This is a genomic window from Promicromonospora sp. NPDC110617 (genome assembly GCF_055598465.1).
In genome coordinates this window covers 88,676-106,751 of record NZ_JBVKBM010000007.1, presented here as the reverse complement: position 1 = coordinate 106,751, position 18,076 = coordinate 88,676, and the positions used below count along the sequence as shown (strand labels likewise).

Here is an 18,076-nt window from a genome sequence, read left to right as displayed (position 1 = left end):
CGGCCAGGTTACGGGCATGACACATGTCATGGACCGGGCCGACCCCGCGCCGGCGGCGGGGTCAGGCGACGGGCGCCCCGAGCACCTGGTGCACGGACGCGACGGCGCTCGACCCCTCGCCGACGGCGGCGGCCACGCGCTTCATCGAGCCCCGGCGGACGTCGCCGACCGCGAAGACCCGCGGCACGGAGGTCTCGAACGGGAGCGGACCGCGCCCGAGCGGCTGCCAGTGCGCGAGCGCCTCCGGCGAGACGTCGGCCCCGGTGCGGATGAACCCCGCCGGGTCCCGGTCGAGCGCCGGGAGCCACGACGTCGCGGGCTCGGCACCGATGAAGCAGAACAGGCCGCGCGCCTCGACCTGGCCGGCGGTGTCGATCGCGACCGACTCCAGGTGCCCGTCGCCGTCCAGGCCCACGATGTTCGACTCGCGGTGCACCTGGATGCGCGGGTCCTCGACGAGCCGGTCGACCAGGTAGGAGGACATCCGGGCGCCGAGGTCGCTGCCCCGGACGACGAGGTGCACCGGGCACCCGTTCGCGGCGAGGTACAGGGCGGCCTGCCCCGCGGAGTTCGCCCCGCCGACGACGACCACGGGCGACTCCGTGACCTGCTTGAGCTCCAGGGGCGTGGCCGCGTAGTGGATGCCGGCGCCCTCGAAGTCCGCCCAGCGTTCGAGGCGGAGCCGGCGGTAGGCCGCGCCCGACGCGACGATCGCGGCGCGGGCGCGGACGACCCGGCCGTCGGTGAGCGTCACGGCGAGCTCGTCACCGGCCGAGGTGAGCGCGGCCGTCTCGCACGGGGCGCAGACGCGCACCCCGAACTTGATGGCCTGCAGCGTCGCCTGCCCGATCAGGGCGCCTCCGCTGACCCCGAAGGGGAAGCCGAGGAAGTTCTCGATGCGGGACGTCGACGCGGCCTGCCCTCCGGGGGCGATCGCCTCCAGCAGCAGCGTGCTCAGCCCTTCCGACGCGGCGTAGATCGACGCCGCGAGGCCGGCCGGGCCGCCGCCGATCACGACGAGGTCCACGACGTCCTCGTCGGTGGCCTCGTAGCTCAGCCCGAGCTGCTCGGCGATGATCCCGGGCGTCGCCCGGACGATCGGCTCGCCCTGGACGAAGGCGATGGGCAGGTCGTCGACGGCGTAGTCGTGCAGCGGGTGCGTCAGGGCGGCGTCGGGGTCGAGGGGGACGGCGGTGTGGACCAGGTCGAGGCGTTCCGCGAAGCGGCGCAGCGCGAGGAACTCCCCCGAGGCCTCCAGCCCCACGAACTTGAGGGTCAGCGCCGCGGGGCCGCGCCGCAGCAGCTCCCGCCGGGCCCACAGGGCGTGCAGCACGGCGTCGCCGAGCTCGTCCTCCTGGGCCAGGATGCGGCGCAGGTCCGGGCGGCCGAGGAACCAGACCCGGCCCGGTCCGGTCGCCCGCGCCGAGAGGAACGCGCTCTGTCCGTTGAGCAGCCCCAGCTCGCCGACGAACGACCGCGGCCCCATGGTGGCGACGACCTCCTCGCCGACCCAGCGCAGCGCGTCGCGGACCACCTCGATCTCGCCGGACTCGACCAGGACCATCGGGTAGTCGCGCTCGCCGGACCGGAAGACGTAGTCCCCGCGCTCGACGTCGCGCGGCGTGGCGCGGGCGACGAGCTTCTGCCACTGGGCGTCGGTGAGCCGCAGGTCGAGTGCCGGATCGGTGAGCTGCTGGTCGGTCGTCGTCATCTCAGCCTTCCTCCGCGGGGCAGGCGGCCATGATATCGCCGGCACCCCGCCCACGGCGGGGCGCGCTCGGGCGGGCCGGCGTCAGGCCCGCCGCTCGTCGAGCGCCGTCGCCAGCGCGGCGAGGGACCGCCCGGCGACGGCCGGGACCGTCACGCCGTGCAGCACGTCCAGGTCCGCCGCCTCCGGGGCGCTGCCCGCGGCGCCGCACAGCGCGCCGACCAGCGCGGGCAGGCTGTCCTGGTGCCGGGTGACCGACAGCGCCAGGGGCAGAGCCGTCTCGTGGTCGCCCTCGGCGAGCACGAGGATCGCGACGGCGAGCGGCAGGGTCTCCGCGACCGTGCCGGGGTGGCTGTAGGTGCGCGGGGCGAACCGGGCCACGAGCGGCGGGACCGCCGCGAAGGGCGAGCGCGCGTCGCCCGCGATCCGCAGCGCGTCGCGCACGCCGTCGGCGAGCCAGTCGTCGGCCGCGAGGTCCTCGTCGACGGCGCCCAGGGCGTCCCCGACCGGCGCACCCTGGAGCAGGTGGCCCAGGAGGCGAGCGAACGCGGCGGCCGCGTGCACCCCGACGGCGTCGTGCGTGATCGTCGCGTAGGTGCGGGCCAGCCCGGCCGCCGACGCCGGGTCGGCGGTGGCGATCGCCACGGCCAGCGCCCCGGGCAGTGCCGTGTCGTCGTAGAACGCCGGGTTGTCGGCCCCGGTGTGGGGCGGGCGCAGGCCGGCCGCCGCGTTGAGCAGCGCCGAGCGCTGCGCGGCGCCGGTCCAGGTGTCAGGCGTGTCGAGCAGGGCGCGCCAGGTGTCGAACAGGCCGTCCTGGTCCCACCCCGGAGCCTCCAGCAGCACCCGGGCAGCGACTGCGAACGTCTCGGCGTCGTCCGTCGCCACGAGCGCCGGCGAGTCCACGGCGGTCAGGACGAACGGCACCACCGGGCGCAGCACCCTGGACTCGTCCAGCTCCAGCGCCCCCTTGCGGAGCATCTGCCGCACCCACGGGTCGCGGACGGTCCGGTGCTCGCCGGCCGGCGCCCCGAGGGCGTCGCCCAGCGCCAGCCCGTGCACGGCGCCGACGGCGCGGTCGAGTCGGTGGGTCATGCTCGGTTCTCCTTGTCACGGTCCGCGGCCGCACGCTCGGCCAGCGCGTCGGCCAGGTCCACCAGGTCGGTGCCGGCCGTCGCGGCGATGCACTGGCCCGTCACGGACCGCACCTGGGCGACGTGCGCCGGGTCGAACGCGCCCCGACCGTGCAGGGCGCCGGCGACCGCACCGGCCATCGCCGCGATCGTGTCGGAGTCGCGGCCGATGTTGACGCCCGACTCGATGACGCCCGTCGTCCCGTCATTCGCCCGCAGCAGGCCGATGGTCAGCGCGACGGCCTCGGGAGCGACGTCGGCCCACATGTAGTGCCGCAGCGGGATCGCCTCGAAGAGGGCCTCCTCGGCCTCCTCCGGCGAATCGGCGCGGGCCGCGATGTCGAGCGCGCGGCGGGCCGTGCGGGCCGACCAGGAGTCGGCGGGCATGGCCGCGAGCATGGCGTCCAGCACGGGGTCGACGTCGTCCTCGACCATGGCGACGGCCACGCCGGCGGCGATCGCCTGGGCGCACCAGACTCCGTCGCGCGAGTGGCTGACCTGCGCGTCGGCGCGGGCCATCCGGATCGCGAGGGCGGGGTCCCCGGCGGCGTAGACGCCGATCGGGGCGACCCGCATGGCGGCGCCGTCGCTCCAGGTCTCGGCGTTGCGCTGCCCGCTGGCGGGCGGCGTCATGCCCGCGTGGAGGTTGGCGATCGCGATCATCTCGCTGAAGCCCGCGCGGTTGAAGCCGGTGCGCTGCGCCTCCAGCGCCTCCAGCCAGGTGTCGGCCACCACCTCGGACGTGAGGTCCGCGCCGGCGCGCAGCACACCGCGGGCGCACAGGACGGCGTACTCGGTGTCGTCGGTCCCGGCGGCGTCGGGGTCGACGAAGCCGCGCACCCGGCCCCACTTCTCGCGGATCGCGGGAAGGGTCATGCCCTCGGTCGGTGCGCCCATCGCGTCACCGATCGCCAGGCCGAGCAGCGCTCCGCGCGCACGGTCGTTGTTCATGCTCCTCCGGTCCTCGGCTGTCATTTCTCCGGCTTCGTTGCCGCAGAACGCAACGTTTTGCATGCAGCAAGCAGGCTGAGCATGCGTGGCGCCGAGGTGTTTGCGCACCTGTTTGCGCTTGTGTCTTGCATCACAGGGTGAGTTTGCAGGATGCTACTCCAAAACCTTTTGCGCACGCCGAGGCGCACGACGGGTCGACGAGGAGCGGGTGATGGTCGGAATACGCGAGGTGGCCGAGGTCGCGGGCGTGAGCATGTCGACGGTCTCCCAGGTCGTCTCCGGGAACCGGCCCGTCTCGGCGGCGACCCGGGCCCGGGTGGAGGCCGCGATCACCCACCTCGGGTATCGCGCCCACCCCGGCGCGTCGCAGCTCCGCGGCGGGCGCACCGGCACGATCGCCCTGATCGTCCCGACCCTGGAGAACCCCTTCTACCCGCTGGTGGCCGCCGGCATGCAGGACGTGCTCGTGCCCCGCGACATCCTGCTGACCGTCACCGACGCCAGCGGCATGGACCGGTCGGCGAGCGCCATCCACCGCCTCCTGTCGCGCCGCGTCGACGCGATGGTCGCCGCGCCGTTCGGCATCCCGGCGGCCGGCCTGGCCGAGCTGCACGACGCCGGGATCCCGTTCGTCACCCTCGGTGAGGAGCCGCCGGGCGGCGGTGACTACGTGCACAGCGACGACGTCCGCGGCGCACGCGACGTCACGGCGCACCTCATCGCGCGCGGACGGCGGCGCATCGCCTTCCTCGGCGGCGAGGAGTCGGTGATCCCCACCCAGCAGCGCCTGGAGGGGTACCAGTCCGCGCTGCGCGCGGCGGGTCTGCCGCTGCGCGACGACGACGTGGTGTTCACGCGCTACACGCGCCAGGGCGGTCGCGACGGCGCCGCCGCGCTGCTGGACCGGGACGACAAGCCCGACGCCATCGTCGCGGCCAACGACCTGATCGCCATCGGCGTGCTCGACGCGACCAGGGTCCGCGGCCTGCGCGTGCCCGAGGACGTGGCGCTGACCGGTTACGACGACATCGACGCGGCGTCCCTGGTCAACCCGCCGCTGACCACCATCGAGAACCCCGCCCGCGAGATCGGGCGCGCGTGCGCGCGCTTGCTGCTGGAACGGCTCGACGGCGAGGTCACCGAGGTGACGCGCGCCGTGGGCCTGTCCAACCGTCTGATCGTGCGCGACTCGACCTGACCGCACCTCCGCAGTTCGTTCCACCTGCTCTATCCGCCAGGCACCATCCACCCTCGCGAGAGAGACACGAGAACCTTGAGAATCCCGAAGCACGCACTGGCTCCTGTCGGCTTCGCCGCCGCGCTGACGGTCGCCCTGGCCGGCTGTGTGAGCAGCAGCGGCGGCGGCAGCGACAGCGGCGGCGACGTCACCTACTGGGGCGCGTTCTACGCGCCGACCACCGAGGAGGCGTTCCAGGAGATCTTCGTCGACTCGTTCAACGCGGAGAGCGACGTGCAGGTCGACATGGAGGTGAAGGAGCTGACCACCATCGGCCAGCTCACCGACACCGCGGTCTCGGCCGGCCAGGCCCCCGACATCGTGTACTCCGACGGCCCGTCGTCGGCCTCCGACTTCGCCCGCGCGGACCGGACGATCGCGCTGGACGAGTACGCCGACGAGTACGGCTGGAAGGACACGTTCCTGCCCTGGGCCTACGAGCTCAGCACCGTGGACGACAAGGTCTCGTCGGTCCCGGCCAGCTACGGGTCGATGGTCCTGTACTACAACACCGAGGTCTTCGAGGAGCACGGCTGGACCCCGCCGACCACGCTGGCGGAGTTCGAGAAGGTCGCCCAGGAGGCGGACGAGGCGGGCATGGTGCCGCTCGGCGGCGGCAACGCCGGCTACCAGGGCATGAGCGAGTGGCTCGTGACGGCCGTGTTCAACGCGGCGGTCGGGCCCGAGAAGATCCACGACGTGCTGACCGGCGAGGCGTCGTTCACCGACCCGGAGTTCGTCTCCGCGATCGAGCTGATCCAGGACTGGATCGACAAGGGCTGGCTGGCCGGCGGCGCCGAGTCCTACTTCACCACCGACGACACCGCGAACGTGACCGGCCTGGCCAACGGCACCACGGCCATGTACCTGAGCGGCACCTGGTCGTTCAACTCGCTCTCCGAGGTGTTCGAGGACCCGTCGACGTGGGGCTGGGCGCCCCTGCCGTCGCTGAGCGACGCGGTCGAGCCCGGCGTGTTCCCCCTGGCGATCGGCACCGCGCTGTCGGTCAGCGCCGACTCGGCCGACCCCGACGCCGCGGCGTCGTTCATCGACCACGTGGCCGGCGACGTCGACCGGGCGCTGTCGTACACGGCGCGTACGGGCGAGAACCCGCCGCCGCTGGCCGTGAGCGCCGACCAGTTCCCCGAGGAGGTCGACGAGCGCACGGTCCAGCTCTACAGCCAGATCCCCGAGTCGACCAACGTGGGCTACGCGACCTGGACCTTCTTCCCGCCCAAGACCGACTCCTACCTGATCACCGAGTTCGACAAGGTCGTGACCGGTGACAGCACCGCCGAGCAGTACCTGTCCGGGATGCAGGACGTGTTCGACGAGGAGTTCGAGGCCGGTGCCACCCTGACCCCGTTCACCCCCCAGACCGGGGACTGACGGGTGACCACCGAGACGGCGACCACCGGGGCCGCGCTGGCGGCGGCCCCGGTGCGTCGCGGACCGCGGCCGGCCCTCCGGGGCCGGCCGCTGGGGGCCAGGAGGCAGCGCCGGCTGCTCGCCTGGGTGTTCGTGGCGCCGCTGCTCGTGGTCAACCTCCTCGTGATCACGGGGCCGGGCCTGGCCTCCGTGTACTACTCGTTCACCGACTGGGACGGGCTGAGCACGCCCCGGTTCGTGGGCCTGGCGAACTACGCCGAGATGCTCCGGTCCGGAGCGGTCGGCGGCGCGCTGGTGCACAACGTCGTGTGGACCCTGTTCTTCCTGGTGGTCCCGATGACGATGGCGCTGGTCGGCGCGTTCCTGCTGTCCCGGCTGCGCCGGCACCAGGCGTTCTTCCGCGTCCTGTACTTCATCCCGTACGTGCTGGCCACCGTGGTCTCGGCCGCCGTCTGGCGCCAGATCATGGACCCGGACGGCGGGATCGGCGCCGCCCTGGCGACCCTGGGCATCCCGTTCCTCGCCGACGTGAACTTCCTCGGCAACCCGTCCCTCGCCCTCGGCTCGGTGGCCTTCGTGAACACCTGGCAGTGGTGGGGCTTCCTGCTCGTGATCTTCCTGGCCTCGATGCAGTCGGTGGACCCGGCGCTCTACGAGGCCGTGCGGCTCGACGGCGCCGGGCCGGTGCGCGAGTTCTGGCACATCACGCTGCCGATGATCCGGCCGACGCTGGTGTTCCTGGGCCTGATGACCGTGATCTGGTCGTTCCTCGTCTTCGACTACGTCTACGTGCTGACGCAGGGCGGCCCCGCGGGCTCCACCGACGTGCTCAGCACGGTGCTCTACCGCGAGGCCTTCCAGAACCAGCGCCACGGGTACGCCTCCGCCGTCGCGATGCTGCTCTCGGCCATCAGCGCCGCCACCGTGCTCGGCTACCTCGCGCTGCGCCGACGACTGCGATGGGACATCTGATGGCCGGCACCACCCGCGGCGCGCGGCCCGTCACGTGGGTCGTCCTCGGGCTGCTCGGCGTCTACGCGCTGGGGCCGCTGCTCGTGTTCGCCTCGAACTCGCTCAAGTCCGCCCGCGAGATCGACAGCAACCCGCTGGGCCTCCCGCAGTCCTGGAGCTGGGGCAACTTCGCCGTGGCCTGGGAGCGCGCCCACATGGGCGGAGCGCTCCTGAACAGCCTGGTCATCGCGGTGGCCACCGCGGCGGGTGTCGCGCTGATCGCCACCCTGGCCGCCTACGCCATGACTCGGCTGGACCTGCCCGGCGGGGGCGCCTGGATCCTGTGGCTGCTGGTGTCCTCGTCGCTGCCGATCCAGCTCTTCCTGGTCCCGCTCGTGAGCTGGTGGTCGACGCTCGGCCTCTACAACCAGCCCGTCGGCCTGATCATCATCTACTGGGCCGTCTACAGCCCGTTCGCCACCCTGCTCGTGCGGGCGTTCCTGATCGGCATGCCCCGGGAGTACGAGGAGGCCGCCCGCCTGGACGGCGCCGGCGAGCTGGGCGTGTTCGCCCGCATCGTGCTCCCCATGATCCGGCCCGCGGTCCTGACCGCGGCGCTCGTGTCCGGGCTGCAGGCCTACAACGAGTTCATGCTCGCGGTCACCTTCATCCAGGACCGCGACTTCCAGCCCGTCGCACTGTCGCTCTACTCGTTCCAGCAGGGGTTCACGACCGACTGGTCCCTGGTCAGCGCGGCCGGGCTGATCATGGCCCTGCCCGTCGTCGTGCTCTTCCTGACCATGCAACGCACCTTCATCGACGGCTACGTCTCCCGCGGGATCGCCGTATGAGCCGCCCGTCAACGCCTCAAGAGCCCCGACCAGCCCAAGGAGTGTCCATGCCTTCCGCGAAGGAAATCCTGCGCACCACCGCGGCCGACCAGATCGACCTCGGCCTGGTGGACCTCGTCACCGTCGAGAACTACAACCGCCTGGTCGGCGCCATGCTGGTGGCCAGCGACAACCACCGCCTCATGATGGAGGACCTCGGCGACGACCGGATCCACCTGTGGTCGTGGACCCCTTGGGTCGACGGCCGGTTCGGCGAGACCGGGATCACCCGGGACGAGGTCGTCGCCCGGTTCGCCGTCCAGCAGTGGCTCACCGACGCGCCGCCCATCCAGCGCGAGCAGGAGTACGACATCTCGTCCGTGCTGTCGGCCGACGAGGACTGGCGCTGACCGGTCGGGTGAGCTAGTCGGCACGGTAGCGGTGACCCTCCGTGATGTTCACCGCGACGAACCGGCGCTCGCCGCCCGTACCCGGGTCGAGCTCGGCCAGGACGTACAGGTCGTAGCGGCCCTCGGACAGCCGGTCCCCCGCGTCCGCGAGGCAGGTCCGGTCGGGCTCGCCGACGGGCAGCTCGGCGAACGCCTGGCGTTCGCCGTCCCCTCGGAGGCGCACCGCCGGCTCGGACCAGACGTCGGTGCCGACGTCGACCACCCGCCCGTCCAGCAGCCAGACCAGCGTGAACGGGGTGCGGGTGGTGTCGGCGGGCTCCTCGTGGGCGTCGTGGAAGGTGAGGCTGATGCTCCTCGCGCCCTTCCCGACCAGCACGGCACCCGCCGCCATCCCCTGGATCGTCGCGACGCCCGGGATGTCCTCCGCGAGCGCCCCGCAGGCCAGGTCCGTGCCGGCCAGCCACGGCGGCTGGTAGCCGTCCCGGATCTCGACGGGCAGCGGCCGCACCTCCGGGACCTCGATCGCGGGGACATCCATGGTCACCGGCTCGCTGAGGGCCAGGCCGACGGCCCCGGCGCCGTCGGACCACCACACGGCCGCGTACACGTCGTAGGTGCCGGCCGGGCGCTGCTCCAGGTACTCCTCGGACAGCCCCAGGTCCATGGTCCAGGGGCCGCACGCCGTGGTGGGCGCCGCGTCCGCCCGGCCGACGGCCGACGCGCCGGCCTCCGGCAGCTCGTACGCGTCTCGGCCCACGGCGGGGCCGAGGCCGAGGTCGACCACCCTGCCGTCCTGGGCGAAGACCAGCAGCGGTGACGTGCCCTGGAGCGCCGGTCCGGCGGCGGCGTCCCGGGTGATCCGGACAGGCGCCTCCAGCCGCGCGCTCTCCCCCTCGTCGCCCTCCACCACCCTCGCGTCACCGGTGAGCGCGATCATCACCTCGTCGGACGACGACCCCAGGCTCGCCACGTCCGCGCCGCACTCGAACGTCGGGTGGTCCCGCCAGCCGGACGGCGCCCAGCCCTCGGCGCCGACGTCGGACACGGCCGAGGCGTCGGGGCTCGGCGTGGCCGGCGGCACCGGCTCGGACCGCAGGCGCCCGGGACCCCACACCGCGGCGAACGCCAGCAGCACGACCAGCACCATCGCACCGCCCGCCACGGCACCGACCTTCGCGGCACGACGGCGGCGCACCGCACCCGTCACGGCGCCGAGGCGCTCGTCGAGCGCGGTCTCCAGCTCCGGCACCGAGATCTCCGCGAGCGCCTCGCGCAGCACCTCCGTCGCGTTGGACAGGTGCCGCTTGATCGTGCCCGGCCGCGTCCCCAGGGTGCGCGCGACCTGCGCGATGGTCATGTCCTCGAAGTACCGCAGGACCACCGCCTCCCGCTGCCGGGGCGAGAGCCGGGTCAGCGCCCTGGCGACGTCGACGCGGGCCGTCGCCACCCGCTCGGCGGCCGGCGCGCTCTCCTCGTCGGCGAGCAGGTGCTTGAGGCCCGACCAGTGGTTCCCGCGCCGGTACCGGTCCAGGTAGATGCTCAGGATCGCGCGCCGCACGTACGCCTCCGCGTTGGTCAGCCGGGGCTGCTCCAGGTCGATGACCTGCTGCCCCGTGTCGGATGCCGCCGGCGGACGGCGCAGGCGGGAGTACACCTTGACGAGCGCGTCCTGCACCAGGTCCTCGGCCGCACCCCGATCGCGGCACAGGGTGTACGCGTACCCGACGAGCGCGCCGCCGCGCCGCTCCACCAGCTCCGTGAGCTCCGACTCCCACTGCGCCATGCCCGGCCCCTTTCCCTCTCATGGTCCTAGACGGACGGGAGGGGCAAAAGGACGACGCCGATACCGAGGCGATCGCGGGCGAGGTCTGTCAGGCCTGACCGACCAGGCGCTGGACGAACAGCACCGTCTCGTCCGGGACCTCGCCCGCGTACGTCCCGGACGCGTTCGCGCGCAGCTCCGCCGCGGACCGCTCGGCCGCCCGGGCGTCGGCCCCCTCGCCCAGCCGGTCCAGGACGGGAGCGCACCTGTCGAGCGTGGCGGCAAGGGTCCGCTGCGGCTCCGGGTCGCCCTCGTCCGCGAGGCAGGCGTGGTACGCGAGGCCGACGGCGCGCCCAAGCAAGCGGAACGCGTCGTCCCGGTGGCCGGTCCCGGCCTTCAGCCCGGCGAGGGTCGGCAGCGTCGCGCACAGCGGACCCGTGAAGGCGGGATCGTCGTCCCGCATGACCTCGCCGACGATCATCGCGGCGCCGAGGCAGAACAGGGCCCAGTTCGACGCGCCGCCGTCGTCGAGCTCGCGGCCCGCCTCGTCGCACCAGTGCATCAGCTCGCGGAGCAGACCCCGCTCGGCGGGGTCGATCTCCTCGCGGACCAGGGCGAGGTGGCCGTGCCGGTACCAGGAGCCGTACGGCGAGTCGATCACCGCCGTGGCGGCGAGGAGCGCGCCGGCGACCACGTCGAGCGGCACGATCAACCGGATGCCGTCCCGCTCGGCCCGCGCCGAGACGACGAGCGCCTCGGCGAGATAGCGGGCGGCGGCGAACGGTAGTCCCGCGTCGTTGCACAGGTCGCCGAGGGACGCGAGCGCGAGCGCCAGGTTCGGCACGCCCGCCGGGTCCTGCGCCGCGCCGACGCGAGCGACCGCCAGGGCCTCCTCGGCCGGGACCATGGCCACGCGGGGTCCCTCGCGGTCGAACAGACGGCGCGAATCGGCCTGGAGGGCCACGAGCCGGCGCGTCATCCGCTCGACGTCCGCAGCGGGCACGGTGTGGTCGGGAAGGTCGCCCTCCACCGCCCGGGGCGCGATCTCCGCGCCCTGCAGCAGCGCCCGCGCCTCGTCGTCGCGCCCGAGCTGGGACCAGCAGGCAGCCAGTTCCCGGAGGGCCTCCCGGGTGCGTGGAGCTCCCCTGCCGTCGAGGTTGGACCGGATGCCGAGGGCGAGCCTCAGCAACGGCTCGGCGTCGCGGTGGCGTCCGGCGAGGACCGCCGACCGGACCGAGCCCGCGAGCGCATGCAGCTCGTCCGCCACGCGGTGCCGGAACTCCCGCAGCCGCCCCCGCTCCTCGACCGTCAGCCCCGCGTCAGGGAGGTCGAGCAGGGCGACCGCCCGGGCGATCGCCGCGGCGTCGGACGACGTGTCGCTCCCGGTGCCCGGGTCGGCACCGCGGACGACCGTCCGGTCGACCTGCCGGCGCAGCTCCTGGCGGGCGAGCTCGGCGTCGAGGAGCCGCACCCACGGTGCACCGATGTCCTCTGCCGCGTCGCCGACCGCCAGGTCGGTGCCCGTGCCGGCGGGCGCGGCGCCCTCCGGTGCGGCGAGGTCGAGGGGCGCGCCCTCGGCGGGGAGCTCCAGCTCCCAGTCCAGCACCCAGTCCCGCAGCCTGCCCCGGCTGTCGAAGGTGGTCAGCGCGGCGCCGTCAGGGGCGAGCACGAGGTCCTCCGCCTGGTGCGGCGCCAGCTCGACGGACCGGACCAGCTCCCCCGTGGCCAGGTCCCACAGGTCGACCAGGTAGTCCCGGGCGACGGCGGCCAGGTCGAAGCCGGGCGTGACCGTCATGGCGGTCACGCGGACCACCCCCTCCGCCAGCGTCGTGGTGCACCGCCCGCTGTCGAGGTCCCAGGTGCGCAGGGCACCCGCCCGGTCGACCGTGAGCGCCCAGCGCCCGTCGGCGCTGATCGCCACCCGCCCGCCGTGCCGGTCGAGGTCCCACATCTCGGCGCGCCCTGGCTTGTGGGTGGTGACGTAGCCGGAGTGCGGCCCGGCGCTCGTGGGACGGCCCCCGCGAGGTGGGCTCAGCACGGCGAGCGTCGCGCCGTTGCGCGGGCTCCACAGGCGCAGCTCGTCGTCGGTCGTCCAGAGCACGGCGCGGTGCCCGGTGCGGCTGAGGGCGGCCCGGTGCGCCCACGCGTCGTCGAACCGCAGGGCCTGCAGGGGCGCCCCGGAGGTGAGGTCCCAGGAGCGGACGCTGCCGTCCTCGGCGCTGGACAGGCCGATCTGGCCGCCCGGGGCGATGGCCAGCGCCCGCACGGAGCCGTGGTGCGTGTCGGCAAGGGCGAGCAGCCCGCGGTCGACGTCGATGATGCCCACCTCGCCGGCCGGTGAGCCGGTCAAGGCCACGCCCCGGCCGGCCGCGGCGACCAGCGGGGGGCTCCTGTGGGCCTCGACCAGGTGGCGCACGGAGCCGTGCGCGGCGTCCCACACGATCACCCGGGCGTCGGATGCCGCGGACACGGCGACGGCGCCGTCCGCGCTGAGGGCGGCGGCGGTGACGGGTCCGGCGTGCAGGCGCAGCGGGCGATCCGCCCCGGGCGCGGTCCGGTCGACGATCCACGGGGTCCGGTGCCGGGGGCTGTGGGCGAGGATCAGCGGTCCCTCGGACACGGCACCCAGCCGCCAGTCCTGGCCCGGCGGTGCCCGCAGCTCCCGCACGGGCCAGGCGTCCCGGAGGCGCAGTCGCCGGGCACGGGTCCCGAGGCGCCGCCATTGTTCGGTGAGCCGCGGATCGCGGCGCAGGCCGGGGAGGTCGCGCGCCTCCTGGACGACCTGGGCCGCCTCCTGGAGGCGCCCGGCGGCGGCGAGGCTCGCGGAGCGCGCGAGGGCGCGGCCCGCCGCGTCGGACTCGGCGGAGAGCAGGACCGCGTCCCGCGGGCGGGTATAGCTCCAGGGGACCTGCACCGACTCGGGCCGGTGTTCCACCGTGGCGGTGCTCCCGTGCGCGCTGAGGGCCACCCGCCCGGCGTGGTCGACCGCGGACAGGTCGCCCCGGTACGTTCCCGTGTGCAGGCACCGCCCGACGACGAGGTCCCACCACGCGCCGGCCCCGTACGCGTACCGGCCGTCGCCGCTCGGGGCGAGCGGCCAGCGCGCGCCCCGGAGCTGGGCCGTCGACCTCCGGGGTGCGGCATGGTCGGCCTCGCTCGCGCGGGGCAGGCCGTCCCCGGCCGGCGCGAACACCCGGACGGACCCGTCGTCGGCGACGGCGAGCGCCGTGCTCCCCGCCGCGATGAGCCGGACGTCGGCGTTCCAGCCGTGCAGCTCCTGGCGGTCGGCCGGGTCGCCGATCGTCGAGAGGACCACGCGGGCGCCGTCGTGCAGGTCGGCGCGCCGGTTGCCGGTCGGGTCCAGGGCGAGGGGTCGGACGGCGCCGGTGGGGTCCGGCGGCTCCCACGTGTCCTGGACCACGCCCGTGACCGGGTCCCAGGTGCTGGCCCGTCCGTCGGTCCCGAGCGTGACGACCCGCGCCCCGTCGGGCGTGACGGCCACGGCACGGACGCGCTCGAGCCGCGACCCGAGGCGCACGGGCGCCGCCGGCGGCGCGAGGTGCCAGACCCTCGCGTACCCGATGCCGTCGAGCACGACCGCGTAGGAACCGTCGGGAGCAAGCACGACGGCGACACCGCCGTTCTCGGCCACCGGGACCGCGGTCCGGCGGTCGCCCGTGCCGAGGTCCCAGACGCGCAGCACGCCGCCCTGGTCCAGGGTCGCGCCGACGGCGCCGTCCGCGCTGACCGCGACCGACACGATGTCGGACGCGTGCCCGTCCAGGACCAGTACGGGCGCCGGGTCGCCGCGTTCCCGGTCAAGCAGCCCGAGCAGGTGCTCGTACGTGCCGTCGTCGTCCCCGGTGCCGTGGTCGCCCGCGCCGGCCGCCAGCAGCTCGTTGCGGACCTCGACGTCGTCGGCCCGGCCGTCCCGCCAGCGGTGGAGGCCGCGGTTGTACACCGTGTGCAGGTGCCGCGGGTCCACGTCGAGCGCCTGCTCCCAGAGCCGCTCGGACTGGTCGGGGCGCCCGAGGTCGAGCATGGACAGCGCCCGGTTCGAGAGCCCGTCGGCCAGCAGCCGCGCCGCGGACGGGAGCCGCCGCGGGTAGTCGCGGCCCGTCAGTTCGGGGTACAGGGCGACCAGCCGCTCGGCCAGGGTCCCGAGGTCGGCCGGCCGTGCGGCGGGATCCGGGTCGAGGCACTCGGCGAGCAGGTCGGCCACCTGGACGGGTAGCGCCGGCAGCCCGTCCACGGCGCCGCGGCGGCGCAGCTCGGCGAGGACCGTACCCGCCTCCTCGCCGCTCCGGTCCGGACGCTCGCCGCGGAACAGCTCGACCACGGTCACCGCCCAGGACCACACGTCGGTCGCCGTGGTCAGCACGGTCCGGGCGGCGGCCTGCTCGGGCGACCGGTACGGCATGCTGAACCCGACCGGTCGGGCGGCAGTACCTGCCGCACCGTCCGGCGTCGCGCCGGCGAGGCGACGCATCCTGGCGAGGCCGAAGTCGGTCACCTTGACCGTCCCATCGGCGGCGAGCATCAGGTTGGCGGGCTTGACGTCCCGGTGGACCATGCCCTGGCCGTGGGCGAACGCCAGGCCCCAGGCGGACTGGATCGCGACGTCGAGCACGGACCCGACCGGGTCCTCCGCGTAGAGCCGGCGGGACTTGACGGCCTCCGCGACGCTGCCGCCGGAGGCCCACTCCGCGAAGACGGCGGGGGTGCTCCCGATGCGACGGACGTAGGCGCAGTTCACGACATGGGGATGGACCCCCAGGCCCGCCCAGGTCTCCGCCTCGGTCTCGAACTCGCGCACCGCGTCGGGCGAGTGCAGCAGGGCCGCGCGCGGCACCTTGACGGCCAGGTCGATCCCCCAGACCGGGTGGTGCACCCGGTAGACGACGCCCATGGCGCCCTTGGCCTTGCCGCGCACCACCTCGTAGAGGTCGAGGACGACGTCGCCGGGCCGCCAGTCGGACGAACCGCCGGTACCCGGCACGCCGGCTCAGTCCACCAGCGCGACGTACAGGGGCGTGCCGAGCAGCACCGGCTGCGGGGCGCCGGGGCGGCCGGCGTCGCCGTGCAGCAGGCGCTTGGCGACGAACTCGAAGTTCTGCGTGGGGCCTTTCAGGCCCGCGACCGCCTTTCTCACGGTCTCCAGCGCGTCGAGGTCGCCGTCGATCTCACCCTCCACCGCGTCCACGACGAGCTCGTCCTCCAGCTCCGACGCCGCGATGCCGTCGAGGATCGTCGGGGTGACCGAACCGGCGGAGAACGCCGCGTCCGCGGTGCGCGGGCCAAGCACGTGACGGCTGGACCCGCCCAGGCCGACCGACGTGCCCTCCCAGGTGCCGCCGAAGAAGGCCAGCGGGCCGCTGAGCTCGGTCGGGATCACCCGCCAGCGCATCGGCATCAGCCCCCAGAAGAAGCTCTCCGGGGCGTCCAGCGACCCGATCGACCGGGTGTCGCTCAGGTGGCGCAGCACCTGTTCGAGCCGGGCGATCCGGGCGGACCCCGCCTCGGCCACTGCCGTCCGGCGGGCGCCGAACACCTTGAGGCCGATGGAGAACTCCGTCTGGTGCCCGTCGGTCGAGCCAGGATCGATCTGCTGCAGCAGCATGTCGACCTTCACGTCCGAGACGTACTGGTAGTAGCTCGCTGACACCGTGGCTCCTCGATCGGGGTTCGGGTGCGCTCGGCGTCGCGTCGACCTCGACATGAGCGTCAGCCGACCATGCTATCGGCCCGCCGCGCCGCGGGACCTGCGAGAACGGGGGCTGACAACGGCACGATCTGCGGGATGATGGGGCGCATGCCCTTCGGGACGCGAGGACGCGACGCCGATGCCAGCCGCCCTACTCTCCGGACCGACTACCGTCCCGCGGCCTTCGGCCCGCCCGGCGGCGACGGCGCCCCGCACGACGAGGTCTCCCGCTTCGTCGAGCACGCGCTCGCCGCGGGCGGCGACCTCCTCCTGGGGTCGGACGCCGCGCTGGCGGAGCATCTCGGGGCGCGCGCGAGCGCCCCGATGCACCTGGCCGCCGACCTCTGCGACGGCCCGGGTCGCGAGGCGATCGTCCAGGGGCTGGCGGCGCACGGGACGGACGAGGCCCGGGCGGTCCTGTACGCGTTGGCGGCAGCCAACGACGGCGAGATCGAGGAGCTGGCCGGGGCGGCCGCGCAGTCGATGGCCGCTCCTCCCGTGGACCCGCCCTGGTTGGTCGAGGCCCGGGCGCCGATCGAGCTGCTGCGCGTCGTCGGCCTGGTCGGCCGCCGGGACCCGGCCGAGCAGGCCGTGCTGTACGTCTTCCGGCGCGCACGCCGGACGCACGGCTTCCTGGCCGAGGTCGAGGAGGGCGTCGAGCTGCCCCGGCAGATCACGTGGTCCTCGGACAAGGGCGCGTCGGACTGGCTCCGGGAGCTCAGGAAGGGGACATGGACCAACGGGATCCCCTACCGGGTCAGCTTCGACGACGTCGGCCGGGGCGCCGACCTGCTCGAAGGCATGATGCACAACACCGTCCTCGCCCAGCTGCGGGAGCTGGACGACTGGCCGCTCGCCGCCGACCTGGTGCGCTCCGGGACGTTGCCGAGCCTCCCGTCGCTCCTCGTGCTCCTGCGGAAGTCGCTGACCTCGGCGCTCGGGCTCGACGAGTGGGCCTACCTCCCCGGGACGCCGTGGGCGCCGTGGCGGCCCGTCAGCTCGGTCCGGTCCCGGCCGGCCGCCCATACCGCCGAGGGCCGCGTCCTCACCACGGTGTCCACCGAGAAGGGCCTCGGTCCGGTCCGGGAGCTCGCCAGGTCCTCCGCACCGCTCCGGCAGGCCGTGGACGACCTGTACGCGGCCGAGGCGCTCGCCCTGGCGAGAGGTGACGGTTCGGCGGCCGCCGACGCGGCGCTCCGGGTGGTGCGGTTCGAGACGCTCGACCGGCCCGACCTCGTCCCGGTGCTGGCCTGGGCGCTGGCGTCGGCGGGGCAGACCGCGCTGGTCCGGTCGTCGTCCGTCGAGGCCGTCGTGCGGTTCACCGAGGCCGAGGAGCTGGTCGCCGGCGACGAGGACCCGGTGGTCGACCCGACCGAGCTGCGCCGAGGGACCAGCATCGCCGCCCAGCTCCTGCACTTCCGGCTGCACGGCATGCTGACGCAGGTCGGGGCGGCCGAGGTGCTGTCACGCCTGCCCGACCCGGAGGTGGAACAGGCTCCCCGGCTCATGGAGCGGCTCCGGAGCATCGGCGGCACCTTCGTGGCCTCCCGCCAGTGGGAGCCCGCGACCCTCTGCCTGGACGCCGCGGGCCTGCTCGGTTTCGTCACCCGCGACGTCAGCCCCGTGCACCGGCTCGCCTACGTCCAGGTGATCGGCGCGATCGCCGACTCGAAGGCCCGCCAGGGGGACCTCCTGCTGGGACTGCGGGCGACGTCGGACGGGCTCGGCGAGGCGATCGAGGCACTGACGACCGAACCGGGTCCGGCGAGCATCAGGATCCTGCGGGCCGCGCTGGGCATGGAGGCCCTGATGCCCCTGCTCCTCGCCGCCCCGACCCGGCTGCCGATCGTCGCGGAGTGCGAGGACCTCCGGCACCGCGCGGACCTCGCGGGCTTCGAGACCGGTCCGGGTCTCGACGAGGCGGCGCACCGCCTGCTCCACGACGCCAGGGTCCTCAGGGCGGCCTTCGACCAGATCATCGCGAACAACGAGCGGCGCTGACCC

12 protein-coding genes are annotated in these 18,076 nt (G+C 74.4%); 6 read left to right on the top strand and 6 right to left on the bottom strand.

Features of this window, described 5'->3' with window-relative positions:
- Window positions 1–61: 61 nt before the first annotated feature.
- The 3 genes from ACZ7LE_RS27055 to ACZ7LE_RS27045 form a co-directional block, all read right to left on the bottom strand.
- A complete protein-coding gene (locus ACZ7LE_RS27055) occupies window positions 62–1,711 on the bottom strand; it encodes an FAD-dependent oxidoreductase (RefSeq protein WP_470406304.1) in 1,650 nt (549 codons plus the stop codon).
- Window positions 1,712–1,792: 81 nt separating this feature from the next.
- Complete coding sequence (locus ACZ7LE_RS27050; RefSeq protein WP_470406303.1) at window positions 1,793–2,800, bottom strand: ADP-ribosylglycohydrolase family protein; 1,008 nt, start codon at window positions 2,798–2,800, stop codon at window positions 1,793–1,795.
- Entirely contained in the window at window positions 2,797–3,789 is a 993-nt protein-coding gene (locus ACZ7LE_RS27045; protein WP_470406302.1) for an ADP-ribosylglycohydrolase family protein, read from the bottom strand. Before ACZ7LE_RS27045 ends, ACZ7LE_RS27050 begins: the two co-directional genes overlap by 4 nt.
- A gap of 211 nt (window positions 3,790–4,000) precedes the next feature.
- Between ACZ7LE_RS27045 and ACZ7LE_RS27040 the strand changes: the two genes are divergently transcribed.
- From ACZ7LE_RS27040 to ACZ7LE_RS27020, 5 genes are all read left to right on the top strand, one after another.
- Window positions 4,001–4,987 (top strand): LacI family DNA-binding transcriptional regulator, encoded by a 987-nt coding sequence (locus ACZ7LE_RS27040; protein WP_470406301.1) that lies wholly within the window; start codon window positions 4,001–4,003, stop codon window positions 4,985–4,987.
- A gap of 75 nt (window positions 4,988–5,062) precedes the next feature.
- Window positions 5,063–6,415 carry an ABC transporter substrate-binding protein gene (locus ACZ7LE_RS27035; RefSeq protein ID WP_470406300.1) on the top strand — a complete coding sequence of 451 codons (1,353 nt, stop codon included), beginning with the start codon at window positions 5,063–5,065 and terminating at the stop codon, window positions 6,413–6,415.
- A 3-nt stretch (window positions 6,416–6,418) separates the two neighbouring features.
- Window positions 6,419–7,387: a carbohydrate ABC transporter permease gene (locus ACZ7LE_RS27030; RefSeq protein ID WP_470406299.1), complete on the top strand. Its 969-nt coding sequence runs from the start codon at window positions 6,419–6,421 to the stop codon at window positions 7,385–7,387.
- Window positions 7,387–8,217, top strand: coding sequence for a carbohydrate ABC transporter permease (locus ACZ7LE_RS27025; protein ID WP_470406298.1), 831 nt, complete (start codon window positions 7,387–7,389; stop codon window positions 8,215–8,217). The genes ACZ7LE_RS27030 and ACZ7LE_RS27025 overlap by 1 nt, the downstream gene beginning before the upstream one ends.
- 47 nt (window positions 8,218–8,264) lie before the next feature.
- Window positions 8,265–8,606, top strand: a complete 342-nt coding sequence (locus tag ACZ7LE_RS27020; protein WP_400544745.1) for a hypothetical protein — start codon at window positions 8,265–8,267, stop codon at window positions 8,604–8,606.
- Between the two features lie 13 nt (window positions 8,607–8,619).
- Here ACZ7LE_RS27020 and ACZ7LE_RS27015 read toward each other — a convergent pair whose 3' ends face one another.
- The 3 genes from ACZ7LE_RS27015 to ACZ7LE_RS27005 all read right to left on the bottom strand — a co-directional run bounded on the left by ACZ7LE_RS27015 (window position 8,620) and on the right by ACZ7LE_RS27005 (window position 16,033).
- Complete coding sequence (locus ACZ7LE_RS27015) at window positions 8,620–10,389, bottom strand: RNA polymerase sigma factor (protein ID WP_470406297.1); 1,770 nt, start codon at window positions 10,387–10,389, stop codon at window positions 8,620–8,622.
- A gap of 88 nt (window positions 10,390–10,477) precedes the next feature.
- Window positions 10,478–15,367, bottom strand: a complete 4,890-nt coding sequence (locus ACZ7LE_RS27010; protein ID WP_470406296.1) for a protein kinase — start codon at window positions 15,365–15,367, stop codon at window positions 10,478–10,480.
- Between the two features lie 6 nt (window positions 15,368–15,373).
- Window positions 15,374–16,033, bottom strand: a complete 660-nt coding sequence (locus tag ACZ7LE_RS27005) for a DUF7019 family protein (protein ID WP_470406295.1) — start codon at window positions 16,031–16,033, stop codon at window positions 15,374–15,376.
- A gap of 147 nt (window positions 16,034–16,180) precedes the next feature.
- Between ACZ7LE_RS27005 and ACZ7LE_RS27000 the strand changes: the two genes are divergently transcribed.
- Window positions 16,181–18,073, top strand: coding sequence for a hypothetical protein (locus tag ACZ7LE_RS27000; protein ID WP_470406294.1), 1,893 nt, complete (start codon window positions 16,181–16,183; stop codon window positions 18,071–18,073).
- The last annotated feature ends 3 nt before the right edge of the window (window positions 18,074–18,076 follow it).

What these genes read in the sequence shown, in the direction of transcription:
- ACZ7LE_RS27055 (WP_470406304.1), bottom strand. Translation starts at nt 1,711, where the DNA reads ATGACGACGACCGACCAGCAGCTCACCGATCCGGCACTCGACCTGCGG.
- ACZ7LE_RS27050 (WP_470406303.1), bottom strand. Translation starts at nt 2,800, where the DNA reads ATGACCCACCGACTCGACCGCGCCGTCGGCGCCGTGCACGGGCTGGCG.
- ACZ7LE_RS27045 (WP_470406302.1), bottom strand. Translation starts at nt 3,789, where the DNA reads ATGAACAACGACCGTGCGCGCGGAGCGCTGCTCGGCCTGGCGATCGGT.
- ACZ7LE_RS27040 (WP_470406301.1), top strand. Translation starts at nt 4,001, where the DNA reads ATGGTCGGAATACGCGAGGTGGCCGAGGTCGCGGGCGTGAGCATGTCG.
- ACZ7LE_RS27025 (WP_470406298.1), top strand. Translation starts at nt 7,387, where the DNA reads ATGGCCGGCACCACCCGCGGCGCGCGGCCCGTCACGTGGGTCGTCCTC.
- ACZ7LE_RS27020 (WP_400544745.1), top strand. Translation starts at nt 8,265, where the DNA reads ATGCCTTCCGCGAAGGAAATCCTGCGCACCACCGCGGCCGACCAGATC.
- ACZ7LE_RS27015 (WP_470406297.1), bottom strand. Translation starts at nt 10,389, where the DNA reads ATGGCGCAGTGGGAGTCGGAGCTCACGGAGCTGGTGGAGCGGCGCGGC.
- ACZ7LE_RS27000 (WP_470406294.1), top strand. Translation starts at nt 16,181, where the DNA reads ATGCCCTTCGGGACGCGAGGACGCGACGCCGATGCCAGCCGCCCTACT.